A 14,915-nucleotide genomic window follows, 5' to 3' on the forward strand; every position below is an offset into this window, starting at 1 on the left:
CGTAGGCGGTAATGGAGATGGCACAACGGCGTCGCAGTTTCCTGGCAGCTCAACCGCGACCACACCTTGTAACGTCACAGTGGCGCCAACCAGCGCCGGCTTTAGTGTGCTAGCGTCATCGATAGGATTTACGGCTGGTGCTAATGGCAACATCGACGGAGACACGGCCTGCGATCACTGGTTTATCAACGACCAGCGCAATTTGCAGAACACGAACAACGACGTAACTCTGTAGCATATTCCCTGGCAACAATGTCAGACTTTCTCCCGATATCGGGGAGATAATCCAAGCAAGGGTCCTCTCTCCATCAAGAGTTTGGCGCCACATGGCACTCGCCAAGAAAATCGATGAAGTGGAAAATGAGTCACGAAAGAGTCCCCATATTCTTGGTGAGTCAATGAGGTTCTGAGTCTCTAGCAACTTGTGGAGAATTTAGGCTGATAATTTCTAAAAAGGACAAATTGGGCACGATCGCGGTTTACGAATTTCCAACAGTCCAACCTCAGACAACCGAACTCCACAAGAAACAACAAACCAGGACTCTCCCGACATGGGGCCAGATGGGGCTAGTTTGTTCTGTCCTGGTAGCAGCGTGGTAGCAAATCCGGACGATGCTGACGCGTGAAGCATCGCGCTGATGGACAAGGACCGACCGGTTGTTCCTCATCCTAATCCTAGTCAGAGACGTTAAAATCCCGAGAGCTTGCTTCCGCAAGGGAAGCGGCCGCACTCTCGCTGTTAGCGACATTATGTTTGTTCCGTGATCCCAAGCTTGCGACAGGCCTCTGCAATCCCGAGGCCTTTGCTCGTTTCAATCTCGATTGTCCGTAGATGCCCGATGATCTCGTCTGCCGTATACCGGTTTAGTGCTATACCCCCTCCTTCCGTCGGCAGGAATCCTACTGCCAGATCCGATCTGGTTCATAGGGGGCAGGACGGTCGCCTCCCGACTCTCGCTCGGGGCAGGCGATTCGTCCCCTCCCAGCGTGCAAAATTTCTCGACGTATAACAGGACCGCCCACACAAAGGCCGAATGGCTCCAGGTGAGCGGAGACACCGATAGCGGATCCCCTTTCATGGGATGCACCTGCTCGGCCAGCACCCCTGAGACCAACGCATTCTTTGCACACCATTCAAGGCACGGAAGCGCATCGTGCAGTTGCTGAAGGTTCTCCGCCCGCATGATGTCATATTCGGCTAGCCAGAGCGTGGCGATGAACCAGGGATTCCCCGGCACATCCTGTGGCACATCTTTCTCTCGCTGATACTGATCGCTCTGATAACGCGCCAAGCCTCCAATCGGAGTTCGACAGAAGAGTTCGTGACGGATGGCCTCTGCCGTCTCGACGATGCGAGCATCATTCGGGGGCAGCACACCGAACGTCGCGAGCCCAAGCAGGCTGACGTCAATCACTTCATCGAGTTTATAGCCGTTAGTCGTTCGATAACCGGATCGAGCATATCTTCGCTTCCCGGAATGATACAGATGTGCCGCAATACCCTCGGCCATCCGGTCAGCGACGGCACGATACGCTTCAGCACGGGTTGAATCTTGAAACACTTGCGCAAAATTTGCCGCACCACGGAGACCGGCAATGACTGTTGCGATCGTGTAAGCATGCACACCGTACCGTTCTTCCCACAGGTCGTACGAAGGAATCGGCAACAATGTCTCCGCATCCCGATACGCCACCAGAAAATCAGCGCATTTGAGAATGAGCTTCTCGTACAACGATCGGATGAACTCGATGTCCTTCGAACATTCGTAGTGAATCCAGAGTGCCCAGAGGAGCAACGCTGTCGAGTCTTCCTGAATGGGCAAGACCTCTTTCTCATCCAGTACCCACGCATGCCAGTTGCTCGCCAAGGAGCCGTCCGGACTATAGTGCTGAAAGAGATAGCCGCCTTCCGCAAGGGATCGGCTACAGAAATCGAAGAATCGTCGGCACAGCTCGGGATAGCCGGCCTTTTCCAACGCCGCCGCAACGAACGCCCCGTCGCGGCCCCACATGTAGGAGTAGGTGTCCCCGCCGAATCGCACGATATCCGAATCATTGGCAGCGATTATCGCCCCGCGGTTGTCGATTTGCGATCGCAAGATGAGCAGACTGCGGTTGAAGATATTTGTCACGGACGACGGCAAGTTTCCAAACGATCGAGCTTCTTTCTGAACCCAAGCCCGCCAGTAGTTTGACGTGCGCTCGATCAGGACTGCTGGCGTCTGTTCGACCACGCGTCTATTAAGATCTGCCACCTCGTCATAGCGGGTACCTGCGGCAATCCAGTAAAAAGCCCTGCCTGTACCTCCTGAAGGCAGTACCAACTGCACACCAATGGTGGACTGTGTAAACCCCCATGCAATCGGACTCCTGATGAGATCGCCGTCTTCCGCATCTTTCCAAGACGGTTCCCTCCCTGGCGCGTCCTTCATGCCGCACGTGAAATAATCGGCAGCTTGCTGTTTCGCGGTGCCACAATTCGCAAGAAAGTACCGGTTGATCTTGTAATGGATGATGGACTTGGTCCGGGGGTCGAAGTAGGCCGTATCACTGATATCGTATCCGAGCAGATGAAAGTCATGGCAGAAAAAGATGCGGACATCTCGCCGACAGTTCGTCATGTCAGTGACTTCGATCTCTTTGACATACACGTTCAGCTGGAAATCCACGGCATCCTGGCAGCGTACCGTCAGGCCCAACATCTTGTTCGTCAACAGCACTTGCGTAACGAGGCTGTCATCACGGTACCGAAGATCCTTTTCCCACTCTGGGCCCATCCAGGAGAAACAACCATCGACCCAAATGCCGAATCGAAACTCCTGTCCACGAGTCTGGTTTTCCTGGCCAATCCAGGGGAAATAAATGTCCCGAATCCGATAGTCAAAGTCGAAGTTGACGAGGAGATTTCCGTTACTTACTGGAATGTCTCTGGGCATATCTGCCTTCCTGGATTAGGCCAGGGGGTGAGGTGACTTCATTGCCGCTGCAGTCGCTACGCGACTTCTGCTTGGCTCAGCGCGGACACGCCGGCAAGCCGAGCATAGACGGCTGCGTATCCTTCCGCCATTCGCCGAATCGAAAAGTGTGTCTTCACATGTCTCCAGCAACTCCGGCGATCAATCTGATCGAGACAACTAACCGCCTTCACCATCGCATCAACCGAGCCTACCACAAATCCGGTCTCCCCATGTTTCACGATCTCGGGAACCGCACCTTCTCCGAATGCCAGGATGGGAGTGCCGGAAGCCATCGACTCGATCAACACCATCCCAAAAGGCTCCCCCCACTGAATCGGAAACAATGTGGCCTGTGCGTGCCGATACCAGTGTTTCTTCGCTGCGCTCCCAAGCTCACCGACGTAGATAATCTGTTTCTTCGAGGACAGGATCGGCTTCATCACCGCCTCATAGTAATCGGCATTCACAGGATATCGGCTGACATCGACGATCAGATTGATCGATTTCTTCAGTCGAGCGAAGAACGCTCGGTCCTCTTGCTTATCCTGAATACAGCCTGCGAGGATTAGCTGCGCCCCCGCACGGTTTGCCACGTCGATGGCAATATCCTGCCCCTTCACGTTGGTGATCCGTCCAATGCTGAATAGATAGCTTCCCCTATTCGACTCTTGTTTGAACAGATAGTCGTCCACATCAATTCCATGTGGAACGGTTTTTACAACCTGTATCACATCATCATACTGAAGCTTCTGATAGTCGCTAATGGCGATGCAATGAAGGTGCGGGCGATGCGACGTATTAGGATACCGTTCATGATATTCCTTAAATCCGCTGTGCTGACCAGGGACATGTAGCGTCGTCACGATGGGCGCGCACGGATTGAAGCTGCCGGCATACACACGCTCAAACCATTCGTGCATGTGCACGATGTCGATGTCGCCGCGGTCCGCCCGCGCCAAGGCCCGTGAGAGATGCAGGTCCGTATGTGCTCGCCCCTCCGGAGTATTTGCGCGCCAATAGTCGCCGAGGGTCTTTGAAACGGTGGTGTACTTTTCGCCTGTCACCGAGGAATCTGAAGAACAGGCCACAATTGACCGGTGCCCAAGGGCATGGAGACCCTTATCAATATTGTAAATAACCGTTTCGATGGGACCATAACCCATCTGCGACGTAATCGGCTTGTTAATCGTCGCCACATGCAGGATCGTCAAGGGTTTCAAGGGTGCGTACATGATTAGATCAGACGGTCGTATCGCATAACAGACCCCCACGTTTCAGATTGAACTTTCGGAGCTCGATCTTAATCCCTTTACCGATGCAGGAGACAACAATGGCCCGGCCGTCCTGCTGTCCCCGTTGCTCATACAGTTCGTAGGTGCGTCGCGCAACGCGCTCGTGAGTCCAATCAACCCTCGAGATCTGGATAGCGGGACCGATCCGTTCGGCGTTTGGACCGACCTTGGGTTTGCCGGCCGACATACTTGGCGTGACGTGATTTGAACCGGTTTTCTTGACGATCATACACCTGCTCATGCTCCCGAATGGTTCACGGTTGAGTGAGTGCGTACGCTGCTCCGTCGTCCGTCGACATCACTGTGACGAATATCGACGGACGGAGAGCTGATCTGTCTTGCGAGTGAATGCTTTTAGGCCTCCTCTTTCACCGTGAGATCGTTCTTCACGGACTTCACGCCGGAGACCTTCCTTTTCTGTGGAATGCGCGCATGAATAGCACAGCCCCCTGCAGCATGACCGGAGTCTTGGCCACCTCCATGAGCAGGCCATGAGACCGGAACGGCAGCAAGCCAGAGAACCGCTGGCGCAAGAGCGGCGGAGACTGGGGAATCGGTCACGCTGGGAGAATAGTAGGAAGCGCGAGAGATAGAACAGTCATCGGAGCTTCACACCTGACAGCATCACCATGGGCGCATTGGGCATAGAAGTCAAGCAATGTAATACAACCCGGAATAGCTCAACAATACACGTATGTTAGAAACCGGATCCGGCCACCATGCGCACGTGCACGTGATGGTGACGTAGGGAGCACATGCCGAACAGAAATCGATGAGTGGTCACAACGCCTTCAGCGGGATGTATTCAGCGGTTGGAAGGGAAGCCGCTCAACGCTTCCTTCATGGGGAGAGCGGAGATCTACTCCTTGGCCTCACGTGCGTCAGTGAGAAGGGCGCAAGGTCATTGAGACCGAATGAAGTTCCGCGACACCACGTGCTCAGAAATGATTGCTGACATCCTTGTCCCTGATCCATTCGCCTTCGAGAACTTCCATGGTCTTCTTCACGCTTCCGTTCGGGAGAGTGAACGACGGCCAATCAAGGGTGAGTGAGAACGGGGAACTCATCGAACGGATAGACCTCCTGTAAGAGGTGTGGTGAAAGCCCCCGTGTTACCAGCCGGGGGCGATGGGGCGGCGCGCGGCCGGCCTCTGCCGCCCGGCGCACTCGCCGGCATGCTTCGCCGGGTCCGCGTCTCATTCGCCCATTGCTCCATCGCCTGGCGGACTTTCGGCCAGTCAAAGCGGTAGGCCGTCCCTTCTCGCGTTGAGGGAGTGAGACCGCTGCGGACGGCACGCCGAATCGTGTCCGTGCTTGAAGCCGAGCAGCTCGGCCAGTTGCTTGATCGACATCAATCTGTGTGCCTTCATGTGCCTCCCTCCTCCTTGGTTTGAAAACGTCCCCACGCTACACTGACAACGCGTCGTTGGGAATTAGGCAGAGTTAGGCAGTTGGATACAAATGCAAATTCTTGATGCACTCGCCCAGCCAACAGGTGCACAACCTGAAAGTTCTAAGTTTGGTGCTGATGCAGAGAATTTGGTTTGTCCTGTCCTGGTAGCAGGTGCAGGTGCTAAAGTCTGCAGCCAAAAGTCTTTTGGTCGGGAGAAGCGTCAAGATTTCTGAATTAGGGATAATAGTCTATACGATCATCAACCACCCAGCACATACCAGAGTAGCAAGGCATAAGCACCAATCAACACGATCCCGATGGCTAATACGATCCCGGCGAGATACCAATCATTTTTCGTGGTGGTCATGGTGTGCATTCCTTCTCAATAAGAAGAGACGAAGAACAATCGTCACGGATACCCACCTGTTTGTGAGCTAAGCAGCTCCCCAAGTCGATTCAACGGCCCTCGTGCCACTTCACATTCTTGGTCAGAGCGATCCCAGCTTTTACTAGTCTCGTGTGCGTTCACGAGCTTGTAAGCCGCACCGCTCTGGTACGTTCTCGACGCCAGGTCATGAACTCATGTCGCCAAGTTTGTTTCCGCTAGGGCGTTCGCAGGAAAGGTAAGCGTAAATGTCGTTCCGTGACCGGTTTTGCTCTCGACAGCAATGATCCCGCGCATCTTCCCGACGGTGGTTTGCACGTTGCAGAGCCCAAGTCCTGCCCCTTTCCCAACCTTCTTGGTGGTGAAAAACGGTTCAAACATCCGGCCTGCCGTCTCTGGATCGATGCCGCACCCGGTATCAGTAATACGGACGGCGGTCTCGGTACCGGACTTGGAAGTTGTCAGGGTGAGCGTCCCCCCACTGTGATCCATGGAATGCACACCGTTTACGATGAGATTAACGAATACGTGCAGCACTTCCTCTGGATTACCCTGGACCATGGCGCCGTGGGTGTACTGTTTTATTACGGTAATATCTTGGAAACCCGCTGCATAGCGGGCAATCTTCAAACTTTCATCAAGTTGGCTGTTGAGACAGACAACTGAATCAGTTGGCACGGAGGACCGGCGGGCATTGCGAGTAAGATCGCAGCACATCGCACTGGTTCGCTTGACCGCCTCAATGATACCCTTGGTGTGCTCACGGACTACATTGTGATCTTGCTCATTGAGGAGGTGTTCGGCTAGTCCCAGGATCAGCTGAAGCGGATTGTTGATGTCGTGAGCAATCCTAGCGGCAGCGAATAAAGCGATGTCGGTTAGTTTGTCTACAGGATGCTGATCCTGTGGTAGGCGGGTTTCGTGCTGGGCCAGTGTCCAGAATAGACGGAACACCGTGGCACTGACGATTTCTGCTGTTGATCCCTTATGGGTGGCGAGATAGCGTCCCATTTCCGGATCTCCGGTCACATCTACAATCAGGTTTACTTCGCGATGTGCAATCAGCATGGTGAGATTCTCGCTGATAGGGATACGCAGCTCGCGAGCGCGTTGAAGCCCCGGCGCCAACGGATCGCGGTCGATAATCCCAACGATGTTGATGGACGGGATTCGATGCAACAGTTCAAGGACCGCTGTCCCTCTACTCCCAGCCCCTATAACAGCAAGGTTAATCATCGGAACCGGGTTGGTGCTCGCCGTATTCCCATCAGCTTGCGCTGGCTTAATCGTGTGAAGTTCATTCGTCATAAAGGGGCCATCTCCCGTTGTTGCATCGCCCGGAGGACCGTGGTTCTGAGCTGCTCGGACCCGACCGGTTTGACTAAGTAATCGACCACGCCTTGGCGGAATAGTGATATCGCCATTTCCAGGTCCGGGAATCTCGTCAGAACGACCAGCGGCACGTGTGGGTAAGAGGAACGAAAATAGGCGATTGCTTCAATCCCGTTGATCTTTGGCATGCGGATGTCGCAGATGACCACATCAAGTACGAGAGGGTTCTCACCCCCATTAATTGTCCGGATCGCTTGCTCGACGCTCTCGGCCTCCAACACTTCGTACCCTGCTTTCCGGAGGGAAAGGCAAACCACTTTGCGAATGTCCGGCTCGTCGTCTACAACAAGAACTCTCCCGCCACACGCCGTGCCCCCGGTAAAGAATCCTGATTTCCACTCGTTCATGATTTGCTCCATGCAATGTCCTCCATGAGAGCAAGATGTCTACCGCTTCCACTGCGGCTGCGTTGCAGAACGATCTAGGACGTGAACTCTGCACTTAATTAACCAGACTGCTCCGCGAGGCACAGAAATCCCGAAGCGGCCTGGCGCCTCGACTTCTGAATCGCTCCTCACACCACGCTGGGCTAGCTGGCCAGGTCCTGACGCCGCTTTTCCGCCTTCGATTCCATTCCTAAACTCCACACCAACGTCCAAATAAGGAGGACGAGGGTGACAACTCCGATGGTGAAGATACCCATGTATTACCTCTTGAGTATTACCTCTTGGTGAAGAAGGAGAACCACGGTTCACCCGTCCCCGCATATCGAATGGCCACCCGCGCCTCCTGGCATCCGGATTTCCATCCTAGATTGTGACCACTTGCTGCTGGTGCCATTTAGCCTCTGCCGTTACGCCATCAGTCGGCGCGCAATCTTGGCTGAAAGAACTGGATCCGTTTCCTTCACGGAAGGACATACTTCCTTCTCGTTGAGCGAAGAGATCACAAGCGCAAGCATGCCGGCCAGCGTAATTACTGTCATGATGATTCCCCATGCCATGTATATTCACCCCCTTTGAATGTTTGATCGTTACATGTGCCGTCGCGAACCAGTCGCTCGTGCTCTAGAATTCCCTCTCTAGGTTCTGCTTCAGCCCTCAAGGCACACCCCTTCCGCACTAGCGCATTTGGATCGGAACCCTCCTCTTCGACCCGACGGTGGAATGCTTACAGAGCGCCGTCCCGTTGGAATCATAGACACTCCACGCGGAAGGTACTTTGTGAGACACAATCAATCCTACGAAGGCCGTTGGAGGCCTACCGAGGGCTGATTACTACTGTTCAGGAAACGACTGAAGACTCAACGCGCAATAGGCTGGAGAATTGAATGCGCGAAAGAGGGGTTACATTGTGGTTCACATCTCTACTGCTGCAGACACGCTAACAGCTGAAGCTTGCGTTGTCCACTCCCCCTGTCATTCTGTTGGTCTTGATTTTTCTTTTCACGCTGTGTCGCCAACTCTAAGAGCAAGCTCCCCAGGTTTGAGCGTTGAACAATTCACGAATTCCCTCATTTCACGAATCCCCTCATTGGTGCTATGCAACCATGTCCGAGAAACGATAGCTGCAGAAAAATAAATACGCGCATAGAAACGTCGAGTTAGTAACAATACGCCTCTCCGCCACATTGACTCCTCTACTTTCAGCCTGTACGGTGTAATCGTTCATACCAGTGGGCCACGCTGACTGTCCCATCTCTCGCGCTACTTCGCTTTCCTGGCGCGCCTGATTCCACGGTCCGGTTGCTCAGCCGAGCAACGTGACTCAGTGACTCAATCGTTCTGAATATGTGACCGCCGGATTTCTCGACATTCATGGCTCTCGTGCCCGCTTTAGAGCATCCGGCTTAGAGACGATTTCTGCTGAGATGACAACCATGAGGCTGATTTGCATGAGTCTTTGCTCGCGCTTCACTGAGTGGGCCTGCCTTGAAGCGCCAACCCTGGGCCCAACCTAACTATGGGGGTATCGACGATGAGAATCCTTCCAATCATAAAATGGCCGGTCCTGGTTTCGTTGGCAGTGCTCTTTGCATCTTTACCGATCCTGCCGCTTCACGCCGCCGATCAGTCCGTGGAAAGACCCATGATGCTTGCTCCGACTGAAGCGCTTAGGCTCCTGGCATCTGGTTCGGCAGAGGATACGTTGAAGGCCTGTTTAGCCAGAATTCCCGATGGGGCCACTTATGGCCAGCGCCTGTTAGCCGAAGAAAACTGCAAGGATGAGGAGACGACGAGGACATTAATCCCGCTTGCACCACAATTCTGAGGACGCAATCAGCGGAGACGAAAAAGCAAATCCGAAGAGTCCGAGAAAGAGAGGTGATTCAGATGTATCAGATTTATAGCCTGCTTGGATTGATGTTCTTCGTGTGGGCCGTGGCAATCTGGGCGTCGCTTCCCGAGGAAAAGAAAGAGATCCGGTAGATAGTTTTCACTGAGGCCATCGTCCGTGCGCCACAGGAACACATGGTTTTTGTGGCGCCATCCTTGCTTTGGAATGAGACCAACCGGTGGTTTGAGAGAGGGGACCCCGATCCCATCATGCTGATGGAACGGACGCAAACAACTCTTGGAGGTTCTGACGACAGGAGGACTCGATGCAGTGCCTACGTTGCCAGGGTGTCATGATTACCATCTGGATGAAAGAGCTTTGGAATGGTGATGCTGCGGTAACAGGGTGGCGTTGTCTCCTCTGTGGTGAAGCCAGCGACCCCGTGATCGAAGCCAATCGAAGGAAGCACTATCAACCACTAAAGAGCCGCGCTCGTGTGCCTGGATCTCCTCGGGTCTCACATGGGAAAAAGAGATCGTAAGGCACGCAATGCCTTTCGGAGTGCAAAGGGCAAACGGGATGTTAGGCCCAGAGACGTTCAAGAGTGGCGATGTCCAAACAACATTAGGAAGGAAGCGTATGGTGGTGCAGAAAAGTGTTCAGAGTCAAATTCTTGAAGCAGTACGACGTTCTCCTGGGTGTCAAATGGATGATTTAGTTGAGCGCTGTCCTGATCTGACATGGAACCAGGTGTTTATCGAAGTCGATAAGTTGACCCGGACTGGACGGTTAGATCTCACATCACGGGGTCACGGAGACTACAAACTCATGCTGCCAAAGACAGAGAGAAAGGTGGAATCGTCAACAGCAGCCCGACAGACATGACATGAATAACGGAATCACCAATGGTGGCTATATCCGGTTTCCGACATGCGCGCATCGTTGAGCTATTCGGGGTCGTATTATACTGCTTGACTTCCATGCCCAATGCGCCCAGGGTGATGTTGTCAGGTGTGAAGCTCCGTTGACTGTCCTATCTCTCGCGCTTCTTCTTTCCCCCTGCGCGACTGATTCCCCGGTCTCCGCCGCTACTACGCCAGGGTTTATTTCCGTAGGCCTACAATACCTTTCGATAACCGGAGGCGACTGCTGCTTCTGGCTGGCAGAGGTGCCTCGACACAAGAGTCGGTTGAGACATCTAGCGTGCTTCAGTAACTCAATAAATACGGAGAGCTCATGATAACCATGACGAAGGCAGCAGAAGAGAAAATTCATGAACTCATGCAGGAAGAGGAGAAGGATACGATTGGTCTGCGCGTGTACGTGAAAGGCGGCGGCTGCCATGGCTACCAGTACGGCATGTCGTTCGAATCCAAGATGAGCGAAGACGATACGGTTATCGAAAAAGGTGATGTGAAAGTGATCATGGATTCGCAAAGCGCCCCGCTGCTGAACGGCTGTGAAGTCGATTATACGGACAGTCTGCAAGGCTCTGGCTTTGCGATTAAGAATCCTCAAGCGAAGACGACCTGCGGGTGCGGCAGTTCATTCAGCGCTTAACGTCGTTTTGGCTTGACTTCGGGGGAGACACATACTGTTTTCGTCACATGGCTCCGAAACTCTTGCTCAGTGTCTTTGTAGTATGCGTGTCAGGAGCGATTGGCATGCGATCTGCGACGCTGGCTGGACGTGGAAGTTAAACGTGAACCGAACGCAGAACGCCTGGATGACCCGGATATGGAACAGATTAAAGCTCAACATGGCTGAGAGGAGATGAATATGAGCACAGAGCGCATCACTATTTCGCCAGATCTTTATGACATTATGCCGTCGGATTATCAGGATCTTGTCCGAAACGCCACCTATGGCAAGGAAGAGCGGGGCTGGAAAGATATTGGGACCTCCAAGGAGCTCATTGAGCAACACTCGCTCTGCGCCGGATGTCCCGAGTCGATGGCGTTTCGCTATATTTTGGCCTCGCTTCCCAATCCTGAAGACACCGTCATGGTCGGCTCGACCGGATGCACGAGTCTGGTGTTTCCGATGGTGGCCGTCCACAACATTCACTCCCTCTTCGGCAACCAGAATGCCATCGCTTCCGGGCTCAAGCGGGCGCTCAGTGTGCGCTTCCCGAACCGCACCAAGGATGTAGTCGTGTTGGCGGGAGATGGCGCGACGGTGGACATTGGCTTGGACATGACGCTCCAGGCGTGGTTCCGACAGGAAAAGTTCACCACCATTTGCTTCGACAACGAGCTGTACGCCAATACCGGTGGACAGGAAAGCGGCCTCATGCAGAAGGGGTTCGTGGCCAAAATGGCCCCGGTCGGGAAACTCTTCGACAAAGTACGCCTCCCGGAGATCGCACGGGAATCTGGCTGTCACTACATCGTGAACTGCACGGTGAGCAAGCCTTCGCTCGTCGAGAAGGTTGTCCGCAATGCCGTCTTGATCGCTCGGGAAATCGGGCCGACCTATCTTCAGCTGTATACGCCCTGCATTCTGGAAATTGGCAAGAACAGCATGGAAGGGTTACAGGAAATGCGGGATTCAGAAAAGCCGAGCGAACGGTTTGCGTTTAAGGAATACATCAGCGAGCCCGCGAAAGCGCTCCTAGCTGACCTTGCAGCAAAGGCCAAGAAAAAGAAGGACGCGGCGAAGCAGTTGGCTGTGCAAGAGGCGTAACTATCATCCCCGCAACCATCCCCGCAACCGCGGATAACAGAGGGAGAGGTCTTAGATGAGTCTCAATTATGTGAAGTTCACCCCAGGACTCGACACGTTCATGCCGAAAGAATATCGGGATATGGTGGAGCAAGGCCCCTTCGGGAAAAAAACCACCGTGTCACAAATGGGAAGCTTTAAAGAAATCCTCGAGGAGCATCCGATGTGTGCTGGCTGTGCCATGACCTTGTTCATCCGGTTGGCCATCGTTGCGTTCCCAAATCCCGAAGACACGATTACGGTTGGAACTGCTGGCTGCGGCCGGTTGGCGATTTCACAGGCGGCGATTCCTTTCGTCTACGGCAACTACGGCGACCAGAACGGTGTGGCCAGCGGATTGTCGCGCGGGTTGCGCATCCGATTCGGGGATCAGCCCAAGGATGTCGTGGTGATGGCAGGCGACGGCGGGACCGCAGACATCGGCTTCCAGCAGGTGCTCCATTCTTGGTTCCGGAAGGAGCGTTTCACGACGATCATGCTGGACAATGAGGTCTACGGCAACACGGGAGGACAAGAGAGCGGGATGACGACCAGAGGAGCGGTGCTCAAGATGGCCCCGCTTGGAAAGAAGTTCGAAAAGATGGATATGGTGGCCATGGCCAAACTCGCAGGCTGCGCCTATGTTGCAACGGTGGTCCCGAATAATCCTCGCCGTGTCGAAAGCGTCATCAAGAAGGCGGTGCTGATCGCCCGCGAGGTCGGCCCAACCTATATTCAGGCCTATACGTCCTGCAATATCGAGTATGCGATCCCGACCGACAAGGTCATGGAAGACGCGAAGACCGTCGAATTGGATCGTTACAAATTTACGGAGTTTGTCAGCGATGAGGGCAAGGAGTACTTGGCCGAGCGGTACGGCTATAAGGAGTTCCTCCCGAAGCCGGCGGCTGTGAGCACAAAGACATAAGGGCGGCACGATTCGACAGTGCCGAATGAGAACGGCCAGGAGCAGGAAGCGGTGGCTGAGCGTTTCGGCTACGGGACTTCATTACCTGATCACCGCCCGGGATTTGAAAGCGGGTTCAATCGGCGGCTCCCTTATTATCAACCGCTTAACGTGGAGGAGGGTCAGCACATGGCATACAGCGAAAAAGTAGTGGACCATTTCAATAACCCCCGAAACATGGGGAGCTTCAAGAAGGATGAACCAGGCTTGGGCACGGGCATAGTTGGAGCGCCCGAGTGCGGCGACGTCATGAAGCTGCAGATCAAGGTGCAGGACGACAAGATCGTGGATGCTAAATTTAAAACCTTCGGCTGCGGCTCTGCAATCGCCAGCTCCAGCCTCTCTACAGAATGGCTTAAAGGAAAGACGATCCAGGAAGCGAGCACAATCAAGAATACGGACATCGTGCAGGAGCTTGATCTCCCGCCCGTTAAAATCCACTGCTCGGTCCTGGCCGAGGATGCGATCAAAGCTGCCCTGGAGGACTACAAGAAGAACTCTGTGTTACACGTCTGAAACGAATAGTGATGGGAGGATAAGAATCATGGCGCACTTGAAATTAGTTCCCTCGCATGTGCCCCCCCAATATACGCTGGGCTATGGCATGCGGCTGGATAGGGGTACAGCCCCAGAATTGCTCCATCCTCACGTCCCCGTCACGCTGCCGGACGGATCAAAAGGAAACATGGCGTTGCATGTCATCAACGGTACGCCGGAAGAAATCAAGGCGCAGTTACAGGATAGCGTCGACGCCTTTTTCGACATTTATACCGATCTCTGAGCGAAACAATTTTTTTACCGACGCGCCGTGACCGCTGGAGGCCGCTCCACTACCTCACGTGAGACGCAACAGATGATACAAACGCTCGATATAGATCGTCCCGGCATGCCCGATCTTCAGTTCGCCCTGCTGGTCACGGCACTCTGCACATCCCGCCTAGCTTCGCTCAACATACCGGAAACCCTGCGCACAAGGGTTTTTGACAGGTGTTGGGTGCTAGTGCACGACAGCCCTCCGCCTCGGAACCCGCAGGAACGGGTCTTAGACTTGCGGCCCTGGACTGAGGTAACGCTGGAAGCGATAATCGAAACCATCCGAAGTGTACTGACGGAGGCCGGCATCCGGACACTCACGTGGGACCATCCAGCCAGCGAAACGACACACGTCAGCACACCCCAAGCCCTACCCCTAATCAAACGACTCGAGCAACTGTATCCTCAACCATCCAAAGCGAGTGACGCCGTTAGCGGAGAGGCCGTGGCGGGTTTACAGGATCTGGAGGACCACGGACCTGACGTCAGGCCGTTAATCATGAGGATGGCCGCATTCATCACCACGTTCTCTCGTGCCTTGGAGTTTTGCGCAGCGGAAATCAAGGCGAGCGGAAACAATGCCGAATTGGCTGACAAGGTTCTGACGGGAGCCGATGTGATGCGAGACAGTGGATACCTGTACTTGACATGGGCTCGGCATTATGCCGCGCTGTCTGGAAGCAATCTCGAGGCTGCTGAAGGGGCAGATGAGGGCGAATCTAGAGTTTAGGCAAAGCTTTATGCGAGCAAGCAAGAAACGGCTGGGGCAGAGAACAAGTCGCCGGGACCGTTTCAC

General features: G+C 54.1%; 16 protein-coding genes. 8 read left to right on the plus strand and 8 right to left on the minus strand.

Translation table 11 applies throughout. The features are described 5' to 3' along the window. The coding region (locus ACWVCN_RS11525; protein ID WP_455245883.1) for a hypothetical protein at positions 1-235 on the plus strand (235 nt) is incomplete at its 5' end. A gap of 577 nt (positions 236-812) precedes the next feature. On the opposite strand, the gene ACWVCN_RS11530 is transcribed toward ACWVCN_RS11525, so the two are convergent. The 8 genes from ACWVCN_RS11530 to ACWVCN_RS11565 all read right to left on the minus strand — a co-directional run bounded on the left by ACWVCN_RS11530 (position 813) and on the right by ACWVCN_RS11565 (position 8,362). After that, entirely contained in the window at positions 813-2,936 is a 2,124-nt protein-coding gene (locus ACWVCN_RS11530; RefSeq protein ID WP_455245884.1) for a glycoside hydrolase family 15 protein, read from the minus strand. A gap of 56 nt (positions 2,937-2,992) precedes the next feature. After that, positions 2,993-4,189, minus strand: a complete 1,197-nt coding sequence (locus ACWVCN_RS11535; RefSeq protein WP_455245885.1) for a glycosyltransferase — start codon at positions 4,187-4,189, stop codon at positions 2,993-2,995. Positions 4,190-4,196: 7 nt separating this feature from the next. Beyond that, a complete protein-coding gene (locus tag ACWVCN_RS11540) occupies positions 4,197-4,478 on the minus strand; it encodes a DUF2934 domain-containing protein (protein WP_455245887.1) in 282 nt (93 codons plus the stop codon). A gap of 709 nt (positions 4,479-5,187) precedes the next feature. Next, positions 5,188-5,316: a hypothetical protein gene (locus ACWVCN_RS11545; protein ID WP_455245889.1), complete on the minus strand. Its 129-nt coding sequence runs from the start codon at positions 5,314-5,316 to the stop codon at positions 5,188-5,190. 171 nt (positions 5,317-5,487) lie between these two features. Next, positions 5,488-5,619: a hypothetical protein gene (locus ACWVCN_RS11550; RefSeq protein ID WP_455245890.1), complete on the minus strand. Its 132-nt coding sequence runs from the start codon at positions 5,617-5,619 to the stop codon at positions 5,488-5,490. 603 nt (positions 5,620-6,222) lie between these two features. Then, the gene (locus tag ACWVCN_RS11555; RefSeq protein WP_455245891.1) at positions 6,223-7,335 is read right to left on the minus strand and encodes a sensor histidine kinase; all 1,113 of its coding nucleotides are present in this window, start codon (positions 7,333-7,335) and stop codon (positions 6,223-6,225) included. Next, the gene (locus tag ACWVCN_RS11560) at positions 7,332-7,766 is read right to left on the minus strand and encodes a response regulator (RefSeq protein ID WP_455245893.1); all 435 of its coding nucleotides are present in this window, start codon (positions 7,764-7,766) and stop codon (positions 7,332-7,334) included. The genes ACWVCN_RS11555 and ACWVCN_RS11560 overlap by 4 nt, the downstream gene beginning before the upstream one ends. Before the next feature lie 446 nt (positions 7,767-8,212). Further along, complete coding sequence (locus ACWVCN_RS11565; RefSeq protein WP_455245895.1) at positions 8,213-8,362, minus strand: hypothetical protein; 150 nt, start codon at positions 8,360-8,362, stop codon at positions 8,213-8,215. Positions 8,363-9,336: 974 nt separating this feature from the next. Between ACWVCN_RS11565 and ACWVCN_RS11570 the strand changes: the two genes are divergently transcribed. From ACWVCN_RS11570 to ACWVCN_RS11600, 7 genes are all read left to right on the plus strand, one after another. Continuing rightward, on the plus strand, positions 9,337-9,630 hold the full coding sequence (locus ACWVCN_RS11570) for a hypothetical protein (protein WP_455245897.1): 294 nt from the start codon (positions 9,337-9,339) through the stop codon (positions 9,628-9,630). Positions 9,631-10,872: 1,242 nt separating this feature from the next. Then, the gene (gene erpA, locus ACWVCN_RS11575; protein ID WP_455245898.1) at positions 10,873-11,196 is read left to right on the plus strand and encodes an iron-sulfur cluster insertion protein ErpA; all 324 of its coding nucleotides are present in this window, start codon (positions 10,873-10,875) and stop codon (positions 11,194-11,196) included. A 219-nt stretch (positions 11,197-11,415) separates the two neighbouring features. Then, complete coding sequence (locus ACWVCN_RS11580) at positions 11,416-12,321, plus strand: thiamine pyrophosphate-dependent enzyme (RefSeq protein ID WP_455245899.1); 906 nt, start codon at positions 11,416-11,418, stop codon at positions 12,319-12,321. Between the two features lie 55 nt (positions 12,322-12,376). Beyond that, positions 12,377-13,267, plus strand: coding sequence for a thiamine pyrophosphate-dependent enzyme (locus ACWVCN_RS11585; protein ID WP_455245900.1), 891 nt, complete (start codon positions 12,377-12,379; stop codon positions 13,265-13,267). An 18-nt stretch (positions 13,268-13,285) separates the two neighbouring features. Next, complete coding sequence (gene iscU / locus ACWVCN_RS11590) at positions 13,286-13,822, plus strand: Fe-S cluster assembly scaffold IscU (protein ID WP_455245901.1); 537 nt, start codon at positions 13,286-13,288, stop codon at positions 13,820-13,822. A 28-nt stretch (positions 13,823-13,850) separates the two neighbouring features. Further along, a complete protein-coding gene (locus ACWVCN_RS11595) occupies positions 13,851-14,087 on the plus strand; it encodes a hypothetical protein (protein ID WP_455245902.1) in 237 nt (78 codons plus the stop codon). Between the two features lie 72 nt (positions 14,088-14,159). Next, positions 14,160-14,849 (plus strand): hypothetical protein, encoded by a 690-nt coding sequence (locus ACWVCN_RS11600; RefSeq protein WP_455245904.1) that lies wholly within the window; start codon positions 14,160-14,162, stop codon positions 14,847-14,849. Positions 14,850-14,915: the final 66 nt, after the last annotated feature.

It is taken from the genome of Petrachloros mirabilis (assembly GCF_975968855.1).